Annotated in this window: 14 protein-coding genes; 5 read left to right on the top strand and 9 right to left on the bottom strand. The window is 72.9% G+C overall.

What is annotated here, in order from left to right; genetic code table 11:
• Nucleotides 1–799: 799 nt before the first annotated feature.
• The 3 genes from AB0G35_RS05450 to AB0G35_RS05460 all read left to right on the top strand — a co-directional run bounded on the left by AB0G35_RS05450 (nucleotide 800) and on the right by AB0G35_RS05460 (nucleotide 4,255).
• Nucleotides 800–1,756 (top strand): hypothetical protein, encoded by a 957-nt coding sequence (locus tag AB0G35_RS05450; protein ID WP_360944063.1) that lies wholly within the window; start codon nucleotides 800–802, stop codon nucleotides 1,754–1,756.
• Nucleotides 1,757–1,875: 119 nt separating this feature from the next.
• Nucleotides 1,876–3,327 carry an amino acid permease gene (locus AB0G35_RS05455; RefSeq protein WP_360944598.1) on the top strand — a complete coding sequence of 484 codons (1,452 nt, stop codon included), beginning with the start codon at nucleotides 1,876–1,878 and terminating at the stop codon, nucleotides 3,325–3,327.
• A gap of 70 nt (nucleotides 3,328–3,397) precedes the next feature.
• On the top strand, nucleotides 3,398–4,255 hold the full coding sequence (locus tag AB0G35_RS05460) for a GNAT family N-acetyltransferase (RefSeq protein ID WP_360944066.1): 858 nt from the start codon (nucleotides 3,398–3,400) through the stop codon (nucleotides 4,253–4,255).
• 42 nt (nucleotides 4,256–4,297) lie between these two features.
• Here the strand turns inward: AB0G35_RS05460 and AB0G35_RS05465 are convergent, their stop codons facing one another.
• Entirely contained in the window at nucleotides 4,298–4,804 is a 507-nt protein-coding gene (locus AB0G35_RS05465; protein WP_360944068.1) for a DinB family protein, read from the bottom strand.
• A gap of 132 nt (nucleotides 4,805–4,936) precedes the next feature.
• Between AB0G35_RS05465 and AB0G35_RS05470 the strand changes: the two genes are divergently transcribed.
• Nucleotides 4,937–5,764 carry a glycoside hydrolase family 16 protein gene (locus AB0G35_RS05470; protein WP_360944071.1) on the top strand — a complete coding sequence of 276 codons (828 nt, stop codon included), beginning with the start codon at nucleotides 4,937–4,939 and terminating at the stop codon, nucleotides 5,762–5,764.
• 100 nt (nucleotides 5,765–5,864) lie between these two features.
• Here AB0G35_RS05470 and AB0G35_RS05475 read toward each other — a convergent pair whose 3' ends face one another.
• The 7 genes from AB0G35_RS05475 to AB0G35_RS05505 all read right to left on the bottom strand — a co-directional run bounded on the left by AB0G35_RS05475 (nucleotide 5,865) and on the right by AB0G35_RS05505 (nucleotide 16,360).
• Complete coding sequence (locus tag AB0G35_RS05475) at nucleotides 5,865–6,701, bottom strand: polysaccharide deacetylase family protein (RefSeq protein WP_360944074.1); 837 nt, start codon at nucleotides 6,699–6,701, stop codon at nucleotides 5,865–5,867.
• Nucleotides 6,702–6,744: 43 nt separating this feature from the next.
• Nucleotides 6,745–9,546 (bottom strand): glycosyltransferase, encoded by a 2,802-nt coding sequence (locus AB0G35_RS05480; RefSeq protein ID WP_360944077.1) that lies wholly within the window; start codon nucleotides 9,544–9,546, stop codon nucleotides 6,745–6,747.
• Nucleotides 9,543–10,877: a hypothetical protein gene (locus tag AB0G35_RS05485; RefSeq protein ID WP_360944080.1), complete on the bottom strand. Its 1,335-nt coding sequence runs from the start codon at nucleotides 10,875–10,877 to the stop codon at nucleotides 9,543–9,545. Before AB0G35_RS05485 ends, AB0G35_RS05480 begins: the two co-directional genes overlap by 4 nt.
• Entirely contained in the window at nucleotides 10,874–12,205 is a 1,332-nt protein-coding gene (locus AB0G35_RS05490) for a glycosyltransferase (RefSeq protein ID WP_360944083.1), read from the bottom strand. The genes AB0G35_RS05485 and AB0G35_RS05490 overlap by 4 nt, the downstream gene beginning before the upstream one ends.
• Nucleotides 12,202–13,032, bottom strand: a complete 831-nt coding sequence (locus tag AB0G35_RS05495) for a glycosyltransferase family 2 protein (RefSeq protein ID WP_360944086.1) — start codon at nucleotides 13,030–13,032, stop codon at nucleotides 12,202–12,204. The genes AB0G35_RS05490 and AB0G35_RS05495 overlap by 4 nt, the downstream gene beginning before the upstream one ends.
• Before the next feature lie 398 nt (nucleotides 13,033–13,430).
• Nucleotides 13,431–15,557, bottom strand: coding sequence for an EAL domain-containing protein (locus AB0G35_RS05500; protein WP_360944089.1), 2,127 nt, complete (start codon nucleotides 15,555–15,557; stop codon nucleotides 13,431–13,433).
• Nucleotides 15,554–16,360 (bottom strand): SAM-dependent methyltransferase, encoded by an 807-nt coding sequence (locus tag AB0G35_RS05505; protein ID WP_360944092.1) that lies wholly within the window; start codon nucleotides 16,358–16,360, stop codon nucleotides 15,554–15,556. The genes AB0G35_RS05500 and AB0G35_RS05505 overlap by 4 nt, the downstream gene beginning before the upstream one ends.
• Nucleotides 16,361–16,531: 171 nt before the next feature.
• Between AB0G35_RS05505 and AB0G35_RS05510 the strand changes: the two genes are divergently transcribed.
• On the top strand, nucleotides 16,532–18,313 hold the full coding sequence (locus AB0G35_RS05510; RefSeq protein WP_360944095.1) for a glycoside hydrolase family 15 protein: 1,782 nt from the start codon (nucleotides 16,532–16,534) through the stop codon (nucleotides 18,311–18,313).
• A 58-nt stretch (nucleotides 18,314–18,371) separates the two neighbouring features.
• Here AB0G35_RS05510 and AB0G35_RS05515 read toward each other — a convergent pair whose 3' ends face one another.
• Nucleotides 18,372–19,472 (bottom strand): GNAT family N-acetyltransferase, encoded by a 1,101-nt coding sequence (locus AB0G35_RS05515; RefSeq protein ID WP_360944098.1) that lies wholly within the window; start codon nucleotides 19,470–19,472, stop codon nucleotides 18,372–18,374.
• Nucleotides 19,473–19,496: the final 24 nt, after the last annotated feature.

Consider the following 19,496-nt stretch of genomic DNA (forward strand, 5'->3'; position numbering starts at 1 on the left):
GTTCGCGCCCATGCCCGTACTTCGGCCATGACGTGGTGCGTGGCCACGGCCGCCGGTCGGAACGAACGCTACATGTGATCGCGCGGTTCCGGAAAGTAGCTTCCGCTAATTTCGGTTGCTCTTGAGTCGAATCCGTGCTTGCGGCCTGCCGACTCCCGCGTGGGTCCGCCGTGTTGTGACCGGCCCCGGGACGTCGTTTCGTTCAACGAAGGTGCGAAAAACCGCCGGAAGCTGAGCGGGCGTCATCAGCGTGACAGTCGTTTGCGCCTGGAAGTGCGCCGCGAAGACGTTCGGAGCGGTGTCCGCACCCCGTGCGCGGTGACTTCTCGGCCCGGGAACCGGTCCCCGTTCGGCATGGCCGGAAATCGCGGGCGAACTGGCCGAGACGTGGGAGGCGTCGGGTGCATGGAGGGGTCCCGTCCGGCAAGGCCGGCGGCCGTCGCGGGGTGTCGGGCGGGCGAGTGGTGCGCGATGCGGAGGGGTAGGGCGCCAACGGCCTCCACTTGTGGAGGGTGCGTGAACGCCTGAATATGCCAATTAAATGCGCAGCGGCCGGACGGGGGGCTCGAAGTGAAGGGTTCCCGGGGTAGTTGGCCGGAAAGTGGTTTCCTCTTCAATCTCTTTCTCTTCGTCAGAGCAAAAGGGTGCGGAACCAGATATTCCAGGCGACTGTTTTCCTGGCGAGTTGATGATGAGTAGGGTGTGGCCCGCTGCTGCTCGACCGGTGGCAGGACCAGCTGAATTCGGCGCGGCTGGAATGCGGTGTGGCGGATGACGCCTTCGTGACCGGGAGGGGACCATGGCGGCCGGCTCTTTCGAGGGGCAGTACGTGTGGAGTCCGGCGGCCGACGACCGGGCACTGGCCCGGGCCTGCATGGACGTCACCGCCGGGCGGTACCTGAGCGCGCACGACGTCCTGAAGGAGGCCCGCGACGACTTCGAGGTGCGCGCCCACCGCTCGCTGGTCCTGGCCTCCGTCGCCGCCGACTCCGACCTCGCCGAGCGCTGGCTGGCCGAGGAGCCCGGTCCGGAGGCCGCGCTGCTGTGGGCCCGGGTGGCCATGGTCCGGGCGCTGCGCATGGCCGACGCCGGTGACCGGCGGCAGGGCGCGCTGGCGCGGATCGCCCGGACGGCGTGCGACCGGGCCGCGAAACTGCTGCCCGAGGACCCCACCCCCTGGGTCGCCCAGCTGGCGCTGACCCGCCTCGACCGCCCCCTGGACCCCGCGCCCCAAGGGCTGCTGACCGCGCCGCCCGGCCCCTGGTACCTCTTCGCCCACATCCTCCGGCTCGACCCCTGGCACCGCGAGGCGCACCACCGCTTCCTGTCCTTCTTCTTCCCCCGCTACGGCGGCTCGTCCAGCGCGAGCTGGGACGTCGCCGCGTTCCTCAGCCAGCGGGCACCGGTCACCTCGCCGCTGCGGCTGCTGCCGCTGGTGGCCCTGGTCGAGGACTACAACCCCGCGGCACCGCTCGCCGACCGCACCTGGGAACAGCCGCAGTGGATCAGCGCGGCGCTGAACATCTACCGCAACTGGTTGCCGCAGGTGCCCGGCCACCGTTTCACCCCGGTGCTCGATCTGGCCTATCTGGCGCACGCGTTGTACATGGCGAAACACGAATTCGAGGCGCGCGAAGTCCTCACGGCGATGGGGCCGTACGCCTCCCGCATGCCCTGGAGCGCATTCGGCGACCCCGCGGAGCAATTGTCGAAGGCGAGGCGTTCCTGCGGCCTCCCGGTACCGCACGACACCTGATGCAGTAAATTCCCCCCAGAAAGGTTGCGGTTGTGTCCGAGCGCACGTCGATAACCCGCTCGAAATCCCCCCGCCCGGCCGAGCCGGTCACCCTCGATGACGATGCCACTCTGCACGCCATGGGCTATCCGCGGAAACTCACCCGAAGATTCCGCGCGTTCGACAATTTCGCCATCTCCTTCACCATCATCAACATCATCTCCGGGATCTTCTCGTCCTTCGGATTCGGCATGAACGCGGGCGGCCCGCGGATCCTGATCTTCGGCTGGATCGGGGTGTCGGTCATGGTGCTGTTCGTCGGCGCCGCGATGGGTGAGATCGCCTCCGCCTACCCGACCAGCGGCGCGCTCTACTTCTCGGCCGGCAAGCTGGCCAAGCGGCACCAGGGCGCCTGGTCCTGGTACACGGGCTGGCTGAACTTCGTCGGCCAGGTCGGCGGCACCGCCGCCACCAACTTCGCGGCCGCCACCTTCATCCAGGCGTTCGTCGCGATGCAGTGGCCCGCCTACAAGCCGACGCCGCAGCAGACCGTCGTCATCACCGCCGCCATCCTGCTCGTCCAGGCGCTGGCGAACACGTACACGGTCCGGCTGGTTGCACTGGTGAACCGGATTTCCGTCTGGTGGCTGCTGATCGGCATGGTGGTGATCGTCGGTGCGCTCACCTTTGTTCCGGACCATCACCAATCGCCCTCGTTCGCCACGCACTTCGTCAACAACACCGGCTTCACCAACGCGATGTACGGCGGAATGCTGGGACTGCTCGTCACCAGCTGGACCTTCACCGGTTTCGACGGCAGTTTCCACATGTCCGAAGAAACCGTGAAGGCAACGGTCAACGCGCCCCGCGGCATCATGCGGGCCATCACCTGCTCCGCGATCACCGGGCTGCTCCTCATGCTCGCCCTGGTCTATGCGATTCGTGACTACGGCCATGCGGCGGGCGCCGAGGCGCCGCCGGTGCAGATTCTCATCGACGCGCTCGGCCAAAGCACCGCGAAGTTCCTGCTGTTGATCGTCATCGGCGCGATGCTGTTCTGCGGCCTGGCCAACATGACCAGCAATACCCGGCAGATCTTCGCGTTCTCCCGGGACGGGGCGATGCCCGGCTCCCGCTGGTGGCATTCGGTGTCCGCCCGCACCCGCACCCCCGTCAAGGCGGTCTGGCTCGCGGCGGCCTGCCCGCTGGTGCTGGTGCTGCCCGGCTGGTGGTCGCACACCGCCTTCACCGCGGTGGTGAGCGTCAACGTCGTCGGTCTGTTCCTCGCCTACGCCGTGCCGATCTTCCTGCGGCTGCGGCTCGACGACTTCCAGGCCGGGCCCTGGCACCTGGGCCGCTACGGCAAGCCGGTCGCGGCGATCGCGGTGATCTGGATCCTGATCAGCAACGTGCTGTTCATGCTCCCGCAGGCGTCCCCGATCACCCCCGCCTCCTTCAACTACGCACCCCTCGCGCTGGCCGTGGTGCTCGTCATCGCCACCGTCTGGTGGTTCGCCACCGCCCGCCGGCGCTTCCAGGGCCCGGTCAGCTACGGCCGCCCGGACGAGGTCGCCGCGATGGACCTCATCTAGGACGCGAGGGACCTCCGCCCCGCCGCCCCCGACTCCCGCTGCCCCCACCGGAAGGACCCGATCACCCGTCATGCCCGCCATCGACGAACTCACCGTCACCACCGCCACGCCGGACGACTGGCAGCAGGTGGTGCAATGGGCCGCCGACGAGGAGTGGAACCCCGGCCGTGACGACACCGCCTGCTTCCACCCCACCGACCCGGACGGCTTCTTCCTGGGCCGCCGCGGCACCCGGACCGTCTCCGCGGTCTCCGTCGTCAACTACTCCGCGTCCTACGCCTTCCTCGGCTACTACCTCGTCCACCCCGACCTCCGCGGACAGGGGCTGGGCCTGGCGACCTGGCGCGCCGCCTTCCCGCACGCCGGTGCCCGGACCGTCGGCCTCGACGCGGTCCCGGCCCAGCAGGCCACCTACCGGCGGGCGGGATTCACCCCCGCCCACGAGACCATCCGCTACGGCGGGCGCCCCGGCCGTCCCGGCACCCCGCCGTCACCCGAGGTCGTCCCCGTCACCGGCTCCCACCTCGACGCGCTCGCCGCCTACGACCGGCGCTGCTTCCCCGCCGACCGGCGGGGCTTCCTCACCCGCTGGCTCACCGCCCCCGGGCACACCGCCCTGGCGTACCTGCGCGACGGCGAGATCGCCGGCTACGGCGTGCTGCGCCCGGCCCGCACCGGCCACCGCATCGGCCCGCTCCTCGCCGACACCGACCGGGTCGCCGAGGCGCTCTTCGACGCCCTGGTGGCCACCCTCGCCCCCGCCGACGAGGTCTGGCTCGATGTCCCCGGCCCCCGCTCCGGCGCCCACGCCCTGGCCACCGGCCGCGGCCTGGCCCCCCGCTCCCACACCGTCCGCATGTACACCGGCCCGGTCCCCCCGACGGACCAGCACCGCACATACGGCGTAACGAGCCTGGAACTGGGCTGACCGACCGTCCACCGGGCGCCCCGGCGGGGGCGCCCGGACGGTTCAGGCGCCCACGGTGCCGTCGATGCCCTCGCGGAGGAGATCGGCATGGCCGTTGTGGCGGGCGTATTCGTGGATGAGGTGCAGCATGACCAGCCGCAGCGAGACGTGTTCGCCCCAGCGGGGCTGGTAGCCCGTGACGTCGAGGGACGGGGCCTGCTGCTCGATGCGGCGGGAGTGCGCCACCTCCTCCTGCCAGGCGGCGAACGCCTCGGCGCCGGTGGAGCCGCTCGGGTCGTAGGCCGCCTGGTAGTCGCCCTCGGCGGACCAGACGAGCGGGAGGTCCTCGCCGTTGATCACCCGGCGGAACCACGTGCGCTCCACCTCGGCCATATGGCGTACCAGGCCGAGCAGCGTGAGCGCGGAGGGCGGCATCGAGCGGCGGCGCAGCTCCTCGTCGGTCAGGCCCTCGGCCTTCATGGCGAGGGTGGCGCGGTGGAAGTCGAGAAAGGCCCGCAGGCTCTCCCGTTCGCCGGCGCGTACGGGCGGGGAGATGCGTTCGGTGGTCATGCCGGTCCTTGGGAAGAAAGGGAAGGTGAGGCGGCCGGAGGCCTCCGGGCGGCGGAGCGGGAAAGTAGCGGACCGTCCTGGTCTGGGGGACGATCTTCGGGAGTGCTCCGTAGCGCGCCGGGGAGGCGGCCGATGGGATCTTCCCGAGTGGTGCGGGCCGCCGCAAGCTTTTTTCTGGCGCTCGCCGCCGCGGGCTGCGGCCAGGACGGCGGACCACCCGTCCCGCGGGCGGGCCCACGGGGTCCCGGTCCCTGGCACCGGGTCTTCGCCGACGACTTCCGCGGCGACCGGCTCAACACCGCCAAGTGGACCACGTGTTACGACTGGAACCAGGGCGGATGCACCAACCGCGGCAACGACGAGCTGGAGTGGTACCGGCCCGGACAGGTCTCGGTCGGCGGCGGCCGGCTCACCCTGACCGCCCGGCGGCGGACGACCCGCGGGACCGACGGCCGCGACTACCCCTGGACCTCCGGCATGGTCTCCAGCGGCCGCAGCTCCTGGAACGCCCGCCCGCGCGCCGTCTTCACCTACGGCTACTTCGAGGCGGCGATGCGCATTCCCCGGCAGGGCGGCATGCTGCCGGCCTTCTGGCTGATGCCGGCCTCGCGGTTCACGCCCCCGGAGATCGACATCGCCGAGGTGCTGCAGACGCCCCGGCTGATCGACATGACGGTGCACTGGCGGGGGCCGGACGGCGGGGAGCGGGCGACCGCGGGGAGTTTCGGGCCGGTGGACTTCCCGGCCGGTTACCACGTGTTCGCGCTGAAGTGGGAGCGTGACGCGCTCACCTGGTACGTCGACGGCGAGGTCGGGTTCCGGGTGACCGATCCCGAGAAGATCCCGCATGTGCCGATGGAATTGCTGCTCACCCTCGCGGTGGGCTATCCCCGGCTCCCGCCGCCGGACGTGCACACGGCCCGGATGTCGGTGGACTGGGTGCGGGTCTGGCAGCACTGAGCCGGTGGACGCACGGGTCCGGCCCGGCGACCCCACGGGCCGGGGAGACGAGGCGGGTCAGCCGCGTCACCCCGTCCGGCGCGTCACCCCGTCCGGCGCGTCACCCCGTGCCCCGAGGGAGGGTGCCGGATGCCGACGGCCCGCCGACCGGGTGGCCGAGCAGGGCACGGGTACGGCGGTACAGGCGCCAGCCCGTCGTGCGAAACGACTCCCCGGGGGGATTCACCGGCGCGCCGCCGCCGTGGACCCACTGGGTGAACAGCTCCGGCCGGGTGTCCGCCCGCACCATCAGGCGGGGGATGCGCATCGGGTCGCGGTCGGCCGTGGCGAGCGCGTTGCGCACCGCGCAGGACGAGGTCCAGCCCGCCTCCCGGACCGTGCGGCGGACCCCGCTGCTGGAGTAGCCGTGCGGATAGGCGAAGGCGTAGACCGGGTGGCTGAGCGCGTCCTCCAGCCGTCGCTTGCAGTCGACGACCTCGTGCCAGACGCGCTGCGCGGGCAGGGTGTCCAGCTGGGGGTGGGTGACGGTGTGGCCGCCGATCTCGATGCCGAGCGCGTCCAGGGTGGCGATCTGGCGCCAGCTCAGCATGGGGGCGGGCGGCAGCAGACTGCCCTCCGGCGCGCCGCCGGGCGGATGCACGGCACCGGTGGTGATGAACACCGTTGCGGGCAGGGCGCGTTCGGTGAGCAGCGGGGCCACCGACCAGTAGAAGTCCGCGAAGCCGTCGTCGAAGGTCAGCACGGCGCAGCGGGCGGGCAGAGCGGGCCCGCCCCGGATCGCGGCGACCAGCCGCCGCAGCGGGATCACGGTGAGTCCGGCGTCCGCGATGCGGTCGAGCTGTTCGGTGAACGCCCGTGGCGTGACCGTGTACGGCGCGATCCAGGGAGGCGGGTCGCTGGTCACCGAGTGGTAGAGGAAGACGGGCACGGCGCTCATGACCATGTCCTTTCAGGACCCCCGTGCGGGACCGGTAGTGCTCTCAGGAACCTCCTGGGGTGCGCTCCGGCAGGATGCGATAGATGACCGCGTCGGCGGTGCGGTGGACGACGGGGTAGTCGGAGCGGTGGGCCAGTACGCTCCGCAGATGGGCGAGGGTGTCCGGCGGCAGCGCTCCGGTGGCGGTGACCTGGGCGTCCTGGGCCCGGTTGAGGATCAGGTAGACCGGGCGCGGCCCCGAGCCGGACAGCACGTGCAGCTCGCCCGCGGGATCACGGCGCACCTGCCACTGGTCGCCGGGCGCCGCCTCGGACAGCCACAGCCGGTCGTGGTACTCGTAATCGTGGTACGCGTGCGGGAAGTTGTCCGAGGCGCCGACGATCAGCGAGCCCTCCGGGGCGTGCGTGGCCAGCCACTTGGCGGCCGAAGTCTCCGACACGGTGAAGTAGTTGACGTCCTCCTTGCCGAAGTACGCCAGGGAGAGCGCGCCGAACAGCGCCACCAGCACCACCGGCACCGCCGCGGCCCGTACCCGCCGCAGGGCCCGGCGCAGGCCGCGGCCGCGGGACGGGCTCAGCAGCGGGGGCAGCAGCAGCGCCGCGGCGCCGAACGCGGTCGCGGGCAGCGCGAACAGGTACACCCGGAAGATCATCTCGCCGCCGTAGCTGTTGGCCACGGCCCAGGGCAGCGGCGCCACCGCGAGCCACGGCAGGGCGCTGCGCCGCAGGGAGGGCCGCACCAGCACCGCCAGCCCGGCGAACAGGAAGACCACCGCGGACAGGATCCGGTCGGCCCAGGCGACCATCACCTGGCCGCTGGTGGCCCCGGAGAGGCCGAGCAGCCCGGACCCGGCGTTCGACTCGGGCGTGGTCAGGCCGGAGATCAGGTCGTTGAGGTTCTCCTCCAGGAACGGCCGGGCCGCGGTCAGGTCCCAGGCCAGCGTCAGCGCCAGCGCGACCAGCAGGACCGGCACCGCCACCCGGCGGTTGCGGCGGGGCAGGGACAGCAGGAGCAGCGAGCCGACCAGCATCATCGGGGTGAGCGGATGCGACACGACGATGGTGGCGATCGCGAGCAGCACCAGCACCGCCCAGCCCAGCGGTGGCGGGCCCGCTCGTGGCCGGCCCGGCCGCGGAAGGCGGTGCACGACGGCCGCCATCACGCACACGTACAGCAGGAAGGCGAACGCCTGCGGCGAGAAGTAGTCCTGGCCCACCCACGAGCAGCTGAAGAAGAGGAAGACGCCGCCCCAGACCAGCCGCCGGCTCCGGCTGAAGGAGCGGTACAGCGCCAGCAGCGGGACCACCAGCGCCACGTTGATCAGCAGCGGGAACCAACTGGCGTAGGAACCGGGCGACTTGAGGCCCATATGGGTGACGAAGAGGTCGTTGGCCCAGAAGAAGCCGGGCCAGCGGGCGTATACCGACAGCCGGCCGGCCGCCGTGGGCAGGGTGCCGGTGTCCAGCAGGACGTCGGTGACCGCGACGTGCTTCCAGGCCCAGGAGTAGCGCAGTTCGGGGTAGAGCGCGAGCGGCGTGGCGTGCAGGAAGGTGATCAGCGCCAGCACGTAACCGGCGTGGTGGAGACCGTGGGTGCGCCGGTCGGTCAGCGCGGCGCAGAACCCGATGCCGAGCAGCGCCAGCCCGGTCCAGTAGGTGACCGGCAGGACCTGCACCAGGCCCAGGTCGCTCATCGCGCCGAGGTCCACCCCGCGCAGCGAGAACAGCCACAGCAGCAGCGCGGCGGGCAGTGCGAGCACCGCCAGGGTGTGCAGCGCGGCCTGGGGGCGGGTGCGCTCCACGGGTCGGCGCAGCCGGCCGACGGCGTAGCCGAGGACGGTCGCGCTCACCCCGGTCGCCAGCGCCGGCACCGTGCGCGGCGGCGCCCCGCCGCCCGGCCGCAGCCCGTCGGCGACCGCGGCCGGGAGGGTGTGGCGCAGATAGGTGCGTTCGCTGGCCAGCGCCGGGCCGGCACCGGCGTGCCGGGCGACGGCCGCCTTCGACAGCCCCTCCGCGTAACAGCGGGCCCGGAAGTACGTCCGCGTGGTGCGGGCGGCGGGCACGTGGTGGCGGACCGCGGCGGCCGGCTCGTACAGCAGCTTCCCGCCGGGGTTGCGGGCCGCGACCCGCAGGCACAGTTCGGTCTCCTCGCAGCCGAGCGGGCGGGTGCCGATCCGGCCCAGGTCGGTGCGGAAGCCGCCGGCGGCCAGTACCTCGGCGCGCCGGAAGGACATGTTGGCGCCGATGAAGTTCCGTACCGGCACCCGGTGTTCGGGCAGGCCCCGGTACGAGCAGCCGACCACCCAGTCGAACTCGCGGGGGAACCAGGCGGGCCGGCCGGTCTCCCACAGGGGCCGGACCAGCCCGCCGACGCCGAGCACCCGCGGGTCGTGGTAGGCGGTGAGCAGCCGGGCGGTCCAGTCCGGGTCGGCCGCCGCGTCGTCGTCGAGGAAGGCCACGATCTCGCCGTGCGCGGCCCGGACCCCGGTGTTGCGGCCGCCGGACAGCCCCTGGGCCTCGGCGTTGGGCAGCACCCGTACGCCGGGCAGCGCGCACTCGGCGCGCCGGGCCAGCTCGGGGCAGTGGTCGACGACGAGCAGGATCTCGTCGGCCGGGTGGTGCTGGCGCTGCACCGAGCGGACCGCGTCCAGCAACTGCTCCCAGCGGTCGAGGGTGTAGGCGCAGATGACGACGCTCAGGCTCGGCTCGGTGCGGGCCGCTCCGGCGGCGGACTGCGCCGGCCGCACCGCGACGGTCGCCGGTCCGCTGCCGCACAGCATGCCGAGCACGAAGCGGAGCGCCTGCAGCAGACCGGTGCCGGCGAGGCGGAAGCGGAGCGTGTTCATCGCGGGCTCCTTGCGGGGGACGGCAGCCAGCGCGGCAGTGTGATCAGCAGCGGCAGGGCGAGTGCGCACTCGGCCAGCAGCCAGGCGGCCCCGACACCGGTGATGCCGAAGAGCGGGATCAGCCGGACGGTCAGGCCCAGCACCAGGGCGCACAGCGCCGCCTGCAGCGCGACGGCCCAGGCCAGCCGGCGGCGGGCGCGGGCCACGTCGATGGCCACGTTGAGCAGCAGGTTGGGGAGGGCGGACAGGGCCAGCAGCCGCAGCACACCGGTGGCCTGGTCGGCGTAGTCGGCACCGAAGACCGACAGCAGCCAGGGGGCGACGACGACGAGGACGACCACCGCGACGGTCAGCGGCGGACCGGTGTGCCGCAGCACCCGGCGGCCGAGCTCGCTGATCCGGGCGGGGTCGTGCGCGGACTCGACCAGCAGCGAACTGCCCATGTTGTAGGTCGCCAGGTACAGGGTGTACGCGATGACCCACGACAGGGAGAAGTAGGCGTTGCGGGCACCGCCCAGGGTGTCGAGCACGATCAGCGGCACGATGTTGTAGGCGGACAGCCGGAAGAGGGCGCCGCCGTAGTCGGTGGCGGCGTAGCCGAGCAGCCGGGGCGGCATCCGCCCGTCCGCGTGCGCCCGTTCATGGGCCGGCACCGCGCGCCGCAGCAGCACGTAGTTGGCGACGAGGAGCGAGACGGCCAGCGCCCCGGCCCACGACAGCAGGATGCCGGAGCTGACCGCCCAGCCCGCGGCCAGCGTCAGCACCAGGACCTTGACCACCGCGAACACCGCGTTCTCGCCGAGCACCCAGTGGGCCCGGCGGACGCCGGTCAGCGCCCCGTCCTGCACGATGAACAGTGCGTAGCCCATCGTCCCGGCCACGAAGAACGGGGCGATCAGCGGGCCGCGCAGGAAGCCCAGGCCGGGGGCGAGCAGCGGCACCAGGGCGAGGAAGGCACCGGCCAGCAGCCCGGCGCAGAGGCCGGCCGCGGCGTAGCTGCGCAGCAGCAGCCGCCGGGTGTGCCGGCCGGCCGACGGGACGAACCGCACCAGCACGTCGGTGAGGTTGAGCTGCCCGAAGCCGGCGAGCAGGGTCACCGCGGAGATCACCGCGTACGAGCGGCCGACGGTGTCCGGGCGGTACCAGGACGTGGCGAGCACCCAGTAGAACGCGCCGACCGCGGCCGTCATCAGCGAACTGGCCACCAGGACGTGCCCGTTGCGCAGCAGCGGCTCGTAGTGGAGCGCGGAGCCGACCCGCCGGCGCAGCACGACCAGATAGGGCGCGGCGGGCAGGTCCGCGACGCCCGGGGGAGCGGTGTGCGGGGTCATGACGGGCCCGTACCGGCGGTGGCGGCGTGACGGGTGGCGTGGACGCTGCGCAGATAGCCGACCGGCCCGTAGAGCATGCCGCGCAGTTCCAGCAGGGTCAGCCGGGCCGGCCAGACGCCGGCCGGTGCCGAGCGGTCGCGGGCCCGGCCGACGGCGAGCCGGATGCCGCCCGGCAGCCGGCGCAGCAGGGCGGGCAGCGCCCCGGGACGGTGCCGCAGCGCGGCGGCCAGGAAGGCGCCGAACCCGGCGCCGTAGCCGAACGCCTGGGCCGGCAGGGCGTCCGCCTCACGGCGGTGGCGGTGCCAGATGACGGCGTCGGGCTGATACACGATGCGGTGCCCGGCGGCCAGGACGAGGAAGAAGGCGAGCAGGTCGTCGCCGCCGTGCGCCGGGGTGCCGGTGCCGGTCGACGGGTCGAAGCCGCCCAGCTGCCGCAGGACGTCGGTGCGGAAGGCCATGTTGGCGCCGGAGCCGAACTGCCCCGCGGTGAACGGGAAGAGCGGATCGGCGGGCGGGTCGGCCAGCGACCAGCTGCGCGGGGCGAACCCCTTGCCGAAGCCGCCGTGGAACTCCAGCGCGGACTGCGCCGCGGTCGCCAGTTCGGCGGGCACGATCAGCCCGGTGACACAGCCGACCGGCGCCCCGCCGTCGCCCGCGGCCCCGCCGTCGAAGGCGTGCTCCAGGGCGTCCAGCCACCCGGGGTCGGCCAGCGTGTCGTCGTCGGTGAAGGCGCAGATCCGGCCGCGGGCGGCCAGCAGTCCGCGGTTGTGCGCCCGGGCCAGGCCCGCCATGGTTTCCCTCACATACCTGACCCGGGACGGATAGCGGTCGCGCACCAGCCGCTCGGCGGCGTCGTCGCGCGGCGCGTTGTCGACCACCACGATCTCGTACGAGGGATGCCGGCTGCGCAGCAGCGATTCCAGGCACTGGCGCAGCAACCCGGGACGGTTGTGGGTGGCGACGATGACGGTGAACGCGGGCGGCGCGGCCGCTCCCGGGGCCCGGACCGGACGGCCGGGAACGGTCCGGGGTGCCTTTGGGGCGGCCGGTGTGGTCAGTTGGCGATGCGCGGCTTCGGCCAGCGCCTGGTACAGGCCGGTGGTGTCCCCGAGGACACCGTGGGCGCTGACCATCCCGAGCGGGTGTCCTTGCAGCCGCACCAACGCCAACACGCGTCCACCCGGGGCGGCGGCCGGCGCGCCGCCGGGCGAGCGCAGCTCACCGGGCGCCGCCAGGTCCAGCTCGACGACATGGGCGGGGGTGTAGAGCGAATCGCGGGCGGCGAGTCCGGGGCAGGCCGCAGGGGTGCGCGGGCCGAGGCCGATCATCGCTTCCCCGCCCCCAGGGGCGCCGAGCGCCGGCCACCGGGGCGTTCGGCGAGCAGCGTCCGCAGCACCCGGCGGCCGTCGGAGACGGCGTGCAGGTGCGAGCGCCCGCTACGGCGGGGAAGTTCCAGGCTGGGCACCTCGGCGACGCGGAGTCCCAGCCGCAGTGCGTGGGCGATCAGTTCCGCCTCGATCTCGAATCCGGGCGCCTGCGGGTGCAGGTCGTCGAGGAAACTGCGGCGGAAGGCGCAGAAGCCGTAGCACAGGTCTGTCAGGGTGGCGTGGTAGAGCCGGTTGACCACGGTGAGCAGCGCATGGTTGCCCAGCGAGCGGACCGCCGTCAGATCGAGCGAGCCGCCGCCGGCGATGAAGCGGGAGCCCTTGACGAAGTCGAAGCCGTTTTCGAGGAAGTGCACGTAATGCGGGATCTCGCCGGGCCACATGCTGCCGTCGGCGTCCATCATGACGATGTATTCGCAGGTCGCGGCCAGGAAGCCGGTACGCAGTGCATCGCCCTTGCCGTGCCCGGTCTGCTGGACCACGCGCACCGACGGCAAGCAGTGCGCGGCCATCCGCACGGTCGCGTCGTCGGACGCACCGTCGACCAGGATCACCTCGTCGACCGAGGACGGGATCTGGTTGAACACCCAGGGGACGTTGCGTGCCTCGTTGTGGGCCGGGATCACCAAACTGACGGTGTGTGAGATCGGTGGGAGATCGCTGGCGCGTCGCATCGGGAGCGGACTGGTGATGCGGTCGCTGGAGCGGCGCAGCGGGCGGCCGCCGTTGACGGTGCGCTGGATCGTGCCCGAGGGCAGGGGGGAACTCATGAGCGTGCCTCACGAAACGGCAACGGACGCCCGGGCCGGAAAGCCGCAGGGCGTACCGGAGGGTGAGGGGCGTACGCCGGCGGCGTCGGCCGCCGGGGCCTGTTCGAGAAGGCGCGGTACGCCCGCGAACCGAAGGAGAACGAGCTGCGGGGACGCGACGCAGGAGGGCCTCGCGGAGGAACTCGGTCGCTGTGCCCGGGCGATGAGACGCCGGTCGTTCTCGGACGCTGGAAGCGTCGACCACCACGACTGGCAAATGTGCTGTCCGTCGGGGCTGCGGGGCGGTGCCCGCGCTGCCTACGGGTGCCAGGGCCCCATCATGGGCAGGTCCGCGGCGACGCGTCAAGGGGAAATGTCCAAAATGTCGGAGAAATTATCTTCGGGGGGTGGTGGGGTGTTCAGTCCTCGCCGTTGGCGCGGGTACCGCCCGCGGCCTCGACGATCCGCCGGGTGATCTCGCCGGGCCGCACCGGACGGCCGTAGTACCAGCCCTGCGCGCAGTCACAGCCGATCGACCGCAACCGCTGGGCGTCCGCCGCCGTCTCCACGCCCTCGGCCGTCACCGACAGCCCCAGCGAATGCGCCAGCGCCACCATGCCGCCGATGATCCGCCAGCCCACCGGATCCTCCCCGTTCGCCTCCAGTTCGGACACGAACGACCCGTCGATCTTCAGCCCGGAGACCGGCAGGTCCCGCAGGTACGCCAGGTTCGACCAGCCGGTGCCGAAATCGTCCACCGTCAGCGACACCCCCAGGCCGACCAGCTCGTGCAACGCCTGCAGCGCCGGGTCCCGCGGGCCGAGCATCGCGCTCTCGGTGATCTCCAGCTGCAGCCGGGCCGGATCCAGCTCGCTCGACCGCAGGATCCGGTCGATGTCCGCGATCAGCCCGGCGTTCCGGGCCTGCCGCACCGCCAGATTGACGTTCATCCGCGGCGCCGCGTCACCGAACCGCGCGGCCCAGCGCGCCGCCTGCTCACAGGCGTGCAGCAGCACCCAGCGGCCCAGCGGGATGATCAGCCCGCTGTCCTCGGCCGTGGTGATGAACTCGTCCGGGCCCAGCACCCCCAGCTCCGGATGGCGCCAGCGCACCAGCGCCTCCACCGCCACCATCGCCCCGTCGTCCAGCGCGCACAGCGGCTGGTAGTCGAGGAAGAACTCCCCGCGGTCCAGCGCCAGCGGAATCCGCACCGACATCGCGTACTGGCTCACCGCCACCGCGTTGCGCTGCGGATCGAACAGCGTCCAGCGGCCCCGGCCCTCCTTCTTCGCCCGGTACAGCGTCAGGTCCACACTGCGCATCGCGGCGCTCGCCGTGGTCGCGGAGACCGGCTGCTCCACCACCCCCATGCTGGCCCGTACCACCAGTTGCTGATCGCCGATCAGGAAGGGCGGCGCCAGCGTCCCCAGCACCCGCTGGGCCACCGCGATGCCCTCCTGCGGTCCCCGGCTCCGCTCCATCAGGACGGCGAACTCGTCCCCGCCCAGCCGCGCCACCAGGTGACCCAGCGGCGCCACCCCGGCGTGCAGCCGGTCCGCGACCGCCCCCAGCAGCTGGTCACCCGCGTCGTGGCCCAGGCTGTCGTTGATGTTCTTGAAGCCGTCCAGGTCCAGTGAGCACAGCCCGAAGCGCGCCCCCGGCCCCGGATCGTCGAACAGCGCCTCCAGCCGCTCGAAGAACGCCGTCCGGTTCGGCAGCCCGGTCAGCGGATCGTGGGTGGCCTGATGGCGCAGCCGTTCCTGCAGCCGGTGCTGGTCGGTGATGTCCTCCAGCATCGCCACCTGGTAACGCGGCGTGCCCTGTTCGTCGCGGATCAGCGAGACCGTCAGATGCGTCCAGATCACCTCGCCGTCCCGCCGGTAGTACGGCTTGTCGCACTGGAAGTTCTCCCGCCCGCCCTCCACCAGCTCGTGATACGTCTCCCACACCTCGGCCGAGTCGTCGGGGTGCACCAGCGACTCGACGTTGAGCCCGCGCAGCTCCGCGGCGGTGGCCGCGAACATCTCCTGCAGCGCGCCGTTCACCGCGATCAGGTTCCCGTCCAGGTCCGCGAAGCCGATGCCGATCGCCGCGCGCTCGAACATCGCCCGGAACCGGGCCTCCGACGCGTACAGCGCCCGCTCCGCGTCCCGCCGCGCCAGGTCCACCGCACGCCGGATCGCCTCCTGCTCGCGCAGCGTCCGGTCCCGCAGCGCGGCCGACCAGCCCGCGGCGAACGCCCCGGTCAGCGCGGGCCCCCGGTCGTCCGCCGCCGGCCACTCCTGGAGCAGCTCGACGGCGCGGGCGAGCACCACGGGATCGGTGAACTGGGCGTCGACCAGCAGCGCCCCGGCCCGCTCGGCCGCCCCCGGGTCGAACGGGTCCTCCGTGTGGGCGCGGCTGAGCAGCTCGGCCGTGCGGTACACCAGCGGCCCCAGGACCCCCGGGCTCACCGCGGCGCCGTGGCCCTGCCGCAACAGCCGCGACCAGGAGTCGCGGAAGCGGACCGCGGCGGCGTCCAGACGCCCCCCGGTCAGGAAGCTCACGGTTTCCGCCCCACTCCCGCCAGGCCGCTGATCAGCTCCGGATGCGGTCCCACCAGCGCGGGATCCTGCGGACGCCACTCGGGGAGGTAGACCACCCCCGGCTCCAGCAGCTCGAAGCCGTCGAACAGCGCCACGATCTGCTCCCGCGTGCGCATGGTCAGCGGCGCCGACGCCCGTGCGTACAGGTCCTCGTGCTTCTCCACCAGGTCGGGCCGGCCCTCCCGCGACCCGTGCGACAGCGCCAGCGCACTGCCCGACGGCAGCGCGGCGGACAGCTCCCGCACGATCCGCTCCGGGCCCTCCTCGTCCGTGACGAAGTGGAGCACGGCCAGCAGCAGCACCGCCACCGGCTCGCACGGACGCAGCAGTTCCGTCACCGCGGGCCGCGTCAGCAGCCCCGCCGTTTCCCGCATGTCGGCCTCGACCACCGCACACAGCGGGTCATCGGCCACCAGCAGCCTGCTGTGCTGCACGGCCACCGGGTCGATGTCCACGTACACCACCTGCGCCTCGGGCTGCACCACCCGCGCGACCTCGTGGACCGGGCCGAACGTGGGGAGTCCGGAACCGATGTCCAGGAAGCGGGTGATGCCCTCCCCGGCGAGGAACTGCACGGCCCGCCGCAGGAAGGCCCGGTTCGCGCGCATGATCAGCGGCAGGTCCGGCCACATCTCGATGGCCTCCCGGGCCAGCTCACGGTCGGCCGCGAAATTGTGCGAACCGCCCAGATAGCAGTCGTAGACCCGGGCGACGTTCGGAACGTCCTGGTCGGTGCCCTCGGGCACCCACCGTCGCCGCGTCATGGAGCGTCCCTCCTCCCCACGCGAGAGGGATCCCACGCTGCAGGAAAAGCCTCCTACGATCTCATATCCACCGCAAGCGGGCTAATCGGAAGCAAGGCGGTGTGTGCCGAACGGGCGGACCGCGCGCACCGCCGCCGCCGCGCGCAGAATGGAAACCTCCGAGGGGACGCCATGCCCGGACGCATCGAGGACTACGCCCTGCTGGGCGACCTGCAGACCGCCGCCCTGGTGGGGCGGGACGGCTCGATCGACTGGCTCTGCCTGCCCCGCTTCGACTCGCCCAGCTGCTTCGCGGCCCTCCTCGGCGACGAGCGGCAGGGCCACTGGCGGATCGCCCCGCTCTCCGGCGGACCCTGCACCGGCCGCGCCTACCGCGGCGACACCCTGATCCTGGAGAGCACCTGGGAAACCCCCGACGGCGCCGTCCGGGTCCTGGACTTCATGCCGCAGCGCGACCAGTCACCGCGGCTGGTCCGCCTCGTCGAGGGCCTGCGCGGCACCGTCGAGATGCGCGGTGACCTGCGGCTCCGCTTCAACTACGGCCGGATCGCGCCCTGGGTGCGGCGCACCGAGCACCACCGCATCGCGGTCGCCGGCCCCGACTCCGCCTGGCTGCGGCTCGCCCCCGGCGTCCACACCTACGGCCACGACACCAGCACCCGCTCGGAGTTCACCGTACGGGCCGGCGAGCGGGTGCCGTTCGTCCTGACCTGGCAGCCCTCCCACCTGCCCAACGCCCACCGGATCGACCCGGACCGGGCGCTGCGGGAGACCACCGACGCCTGGCGGCGCTGGACGGCCGGCTGCCGCTACGAAGGCGAATGGCGCGAGGCCGTGCTGCGCTCCCTGATCACCCTCAAGGCGCTCGCCTACCGGCCGACCGGCGGGATCGTCGCCGCCGCCAGCGCCTCCCTGCCCGAACACCTCGGCGGGGTACGCAACTGGGACTACCGCTTCTGCTGGCTGCGCGATTCCAGCATGACGCTGTCCGCCCTGCTGCGCGGCGGCTTCCGCGAGGAGGCGGCCGCCTGGCGCCAGTGGCTGGTACGGGCCATCGCCGGCGACCCGCGGGACCTGCAGAGCGTCTACGGCGTCGCCGGCGAACGGCGGTTGCCCGAGACCCACGCCGACTGGCTGCCCGGCTACGAGCACTCCGTCCCGGTCCGCTTCGGCAACGCCGCCGTCGACCAGCTCCAGCTCGACATCTACGGCGAGGTCGTCGACACCCTCTACCTCGCGCTGCGGGCCGGCATCCCGATGGAACGCCATGTCTGGGGCCTGCTGCGGACCTTGATGTCCTTCATCGAGGCGCACTGGCAGGACCCGGACGAGGGCCTGTGGGAGGGCCGCGGCGGCCGCCGGCACTGGGTGCACTCCAAGGTCATGTCCTGGGTCGCCGCGGACCGGGCGGTCCGGATGGCCCGGCTGGCCGGCCTCCCGGCACCCGTCGACCGCTGGCGGGCGATGCGCGACGCGGTGCACGCCGACGTCTGCGCGCACGGTTACGACCGGGAACGCGGGGTGTTCGTCCAGCACTACGGCAGCCGCGAACTGGACGCGGCCACCCTGTTCGTCGCCAAGACCGGCTTCCTGCCGCCCGACGACCCGCGGGTCGTGCGCACCGTCGACGCGGTGCGCGACGGACTCGACCACGCCGGCTTCCACCGCCGCTACGCCGCCCGGACCGCGGCCGACGGACTGCCCGGCACCGAAGGCGCCTTCCTCGCCTGCTCGTTGTGGCTCGCCGACGCGCTGGCCGCGACCGGCCGCCGGGACGCCGCCCGGGAACTGTTCTCCCGGGTGCTGTCGGCGGCCAACGACGTCGGCCTGTTCTCCGAGGAGTGGGACCCCGCGCAACGCCGCCAACTGGGCAACACCCCCCAGGCGTTCACCCATGTCGCGCTGGTGAACACGGCGTTCCTGCTGTCCGAGGACGCGCCCGGCGCCGCCTGACCCGCCCGCCCCGCCGCCCCGGTCGACTCCCTTTCGCCGCCCGCCGCTTCTCGCCGCTTCAGCCGCGCAGCGTCCCGTAGCGCCGCAGCGCGCCGCGCACCCGGGACCGCAGCCACGGCCGGGCGGTGATGAAGTCCCGGGCCGTGCGCTCGGCCGCGTCGTGCAGCAGACAGCCGCCCGCCACCAGCGTCGGCCGCCACAACAGCCCCTGCGGCAGGGTGCGTTGCTCCGTGGTGAACGCCTGCTTGTACTCCGAGTCGCCGGTGCCCAGGTCGACGGTGGTCACCCCCAGCTCCGCCGCCGTCGCGATCACCCGGCCGAGCAGCACCGTCCCTGGCGAATGCGCCGCGTACCGGTGGTCGAAGGCGGTGGCGCAGCACGTCATCACGGTCGCCGAACGCAGCGTGAGCTGCATCGCCGCCGGATCGTCACCGAGGTACAGCACGGACAGCGCGCCCGTGCACGTCGGTGTGCGCAGGCCCGCCAGGACGTGCGCCAGCTCCGTACCGCGCTCCGCGTCCAGCGGATCGGACCAGCCGCTGGCCCGGTACTGCGCCGACTTCCAGCGCAGCATCGTGCCCAGCAGCCGCGGATCGCGCTCGTCGAAGACGTACCGCACCGGCAGCTCGCCGCGCGCCAGCCGGTTCTCGTGCTTGCGCAGCGTCTTCGCCGAGGCGGGCGAGCGCCGCCGGACGGCCGCCCGGTGGGCCTCGTAGCCCTCGCTCAGATCGGCCAGCGGACTCGGCACCCGGCCCAGCAGCCGGACCCCGGGAGGCACCGACGTGCCCGCCCCGCCGAGCGGCGGACCGGCCGGCTCGGCCTGCACGAACCGCCACACCGCCAGCCCGCAGGCGGCCAGCACGGCACGGTAGTCGGGCCGCGGCAGCCCGGGCTCACCGAGCAGCCCGCCCACGTCCGTGAAGCCCTTGCCGATGACCTCCCCGACGCCGTGCCCGCGCTCCTCGAAACCCAGCCAGCCGCACCGCCCGTCGCTCTCCAGCACCGCGACCCGGGCGGCCGGGCGGACCTCGCCGACCGCCCCCGCGAAGTCCGGGGACAGCACCGGGTGCGCGGGGCCGCCCGGCGCGGACAGCGCCCGCGCCCAGCGCTCGGCCAGGACACCGCCGAGCGCACCGGCCGCCAGGACCTCGATGTCCATCCCTGCGCCTCCGCATCCCGCGCC

It is taken from the genome of Streptomyces sp. NPDC021749 (assembly GCF_040640655.1).
Taxonomy (GTDB): Bacteria; Actinomycetota; Actinomycetes; order Streptomycetales; family Streptomycetaceae; genus Streptomyces.

Bases quoted from the DNA above. Each gene is read 5' to 3' on its own strand.
- AB0G35_RS05515 (WP_360944098.1), bottom strand. From the start codon at position 19,472: ATGGACATCGAGGTCCTGGCGGCCGGTGCGCTCGGCGGTGTCCTGGCC.
- AB0G35_RS05475 (WP_360944074.1), bottom strand. From the start codon at position 6,701: ATGAGCGCCGTGCCCGTCTTCCTCTACCACTCGGTGACCAGCGACCCG.
- AB0G35_RS05450 (WP_360944063.1), top strand. From the start codon at position 800: ATGGCGGCCGGCTCTTTCGAGGGGCAGTACGTGTGGAGTCCGGCGGCC.
- AB0G35_RS05465 (WP_360944068.1), bottom strand. From the start codon at position 4,804: ATGACCACCGAACGCATCTCCCCGCCCGTACGCGCCGGCGAACGGGAG.
- AB0G35_RS05485 (WP_360944080.1), bottom strand. From the start codon at position 10,877: ATGACCCCGCACACCGCTCCCCCGGGCGTCGCGGACCTGCCCGCCGCG.
- AB0G35_RS05510 (WP_360944095.1), top strand. From the start codon at position 16,532: ATGCCCGGACGCATCGAGGACTACGCCCTGCTGGGCGACCTGCAGACC.
- AB0G35_RS05495 (WP_360944086.1), bottom strand. From the start codon at position 13,032: ATGAGTTCCCCCCTGCCCTCGGGCACGATCCAGCGCACCGTCAACGGC.
- AB0G35_RS05480 (WP_360944077.1), bottom strand. From the start codon at position 9,546: ATGAACACGCTCCGCTTCCGCCTCGCCGGCACCGGTCTGCTGCAGGCG.
- AB0G35_RS05470 (WP_360944071.1), top strand. From the start codon at position 4,937: ATGGGATCTTCCCGAGTGGTGCGGGCCGCCGCAAGCTTTTTTCTGGCG.
- AB0G35_RS05455 (WP_360944598.1), top strand. From the start codon at position 1,876: ATGGGCTATCCGCGGAAACTCACCCGAAGATTCCGCGCGTTCGACAAT.
- AB0G35_RS05460 (WP_360944066.1), top strand. From the start codon at position 3,398: ATGCCCGCCATCGACGAACTCACCGTCACCACCGCCACGCCGGACGAC.
- AB0G35_RS05490 (WP_360944083.1), bottom strand. From the start codon at position 12,205: ATGATCGGCCTCGGCCCGCGCACCCCTGCGGCCTGCCCCGGACTCGCC.
- AB0G35_RS05505 (WP_360944092.1), bottom strand. From the start codon at position 16,360: ATGACGCGGCGACGGTGGGTGCCCGAGGGCACCGACCAGGACGTTCCG.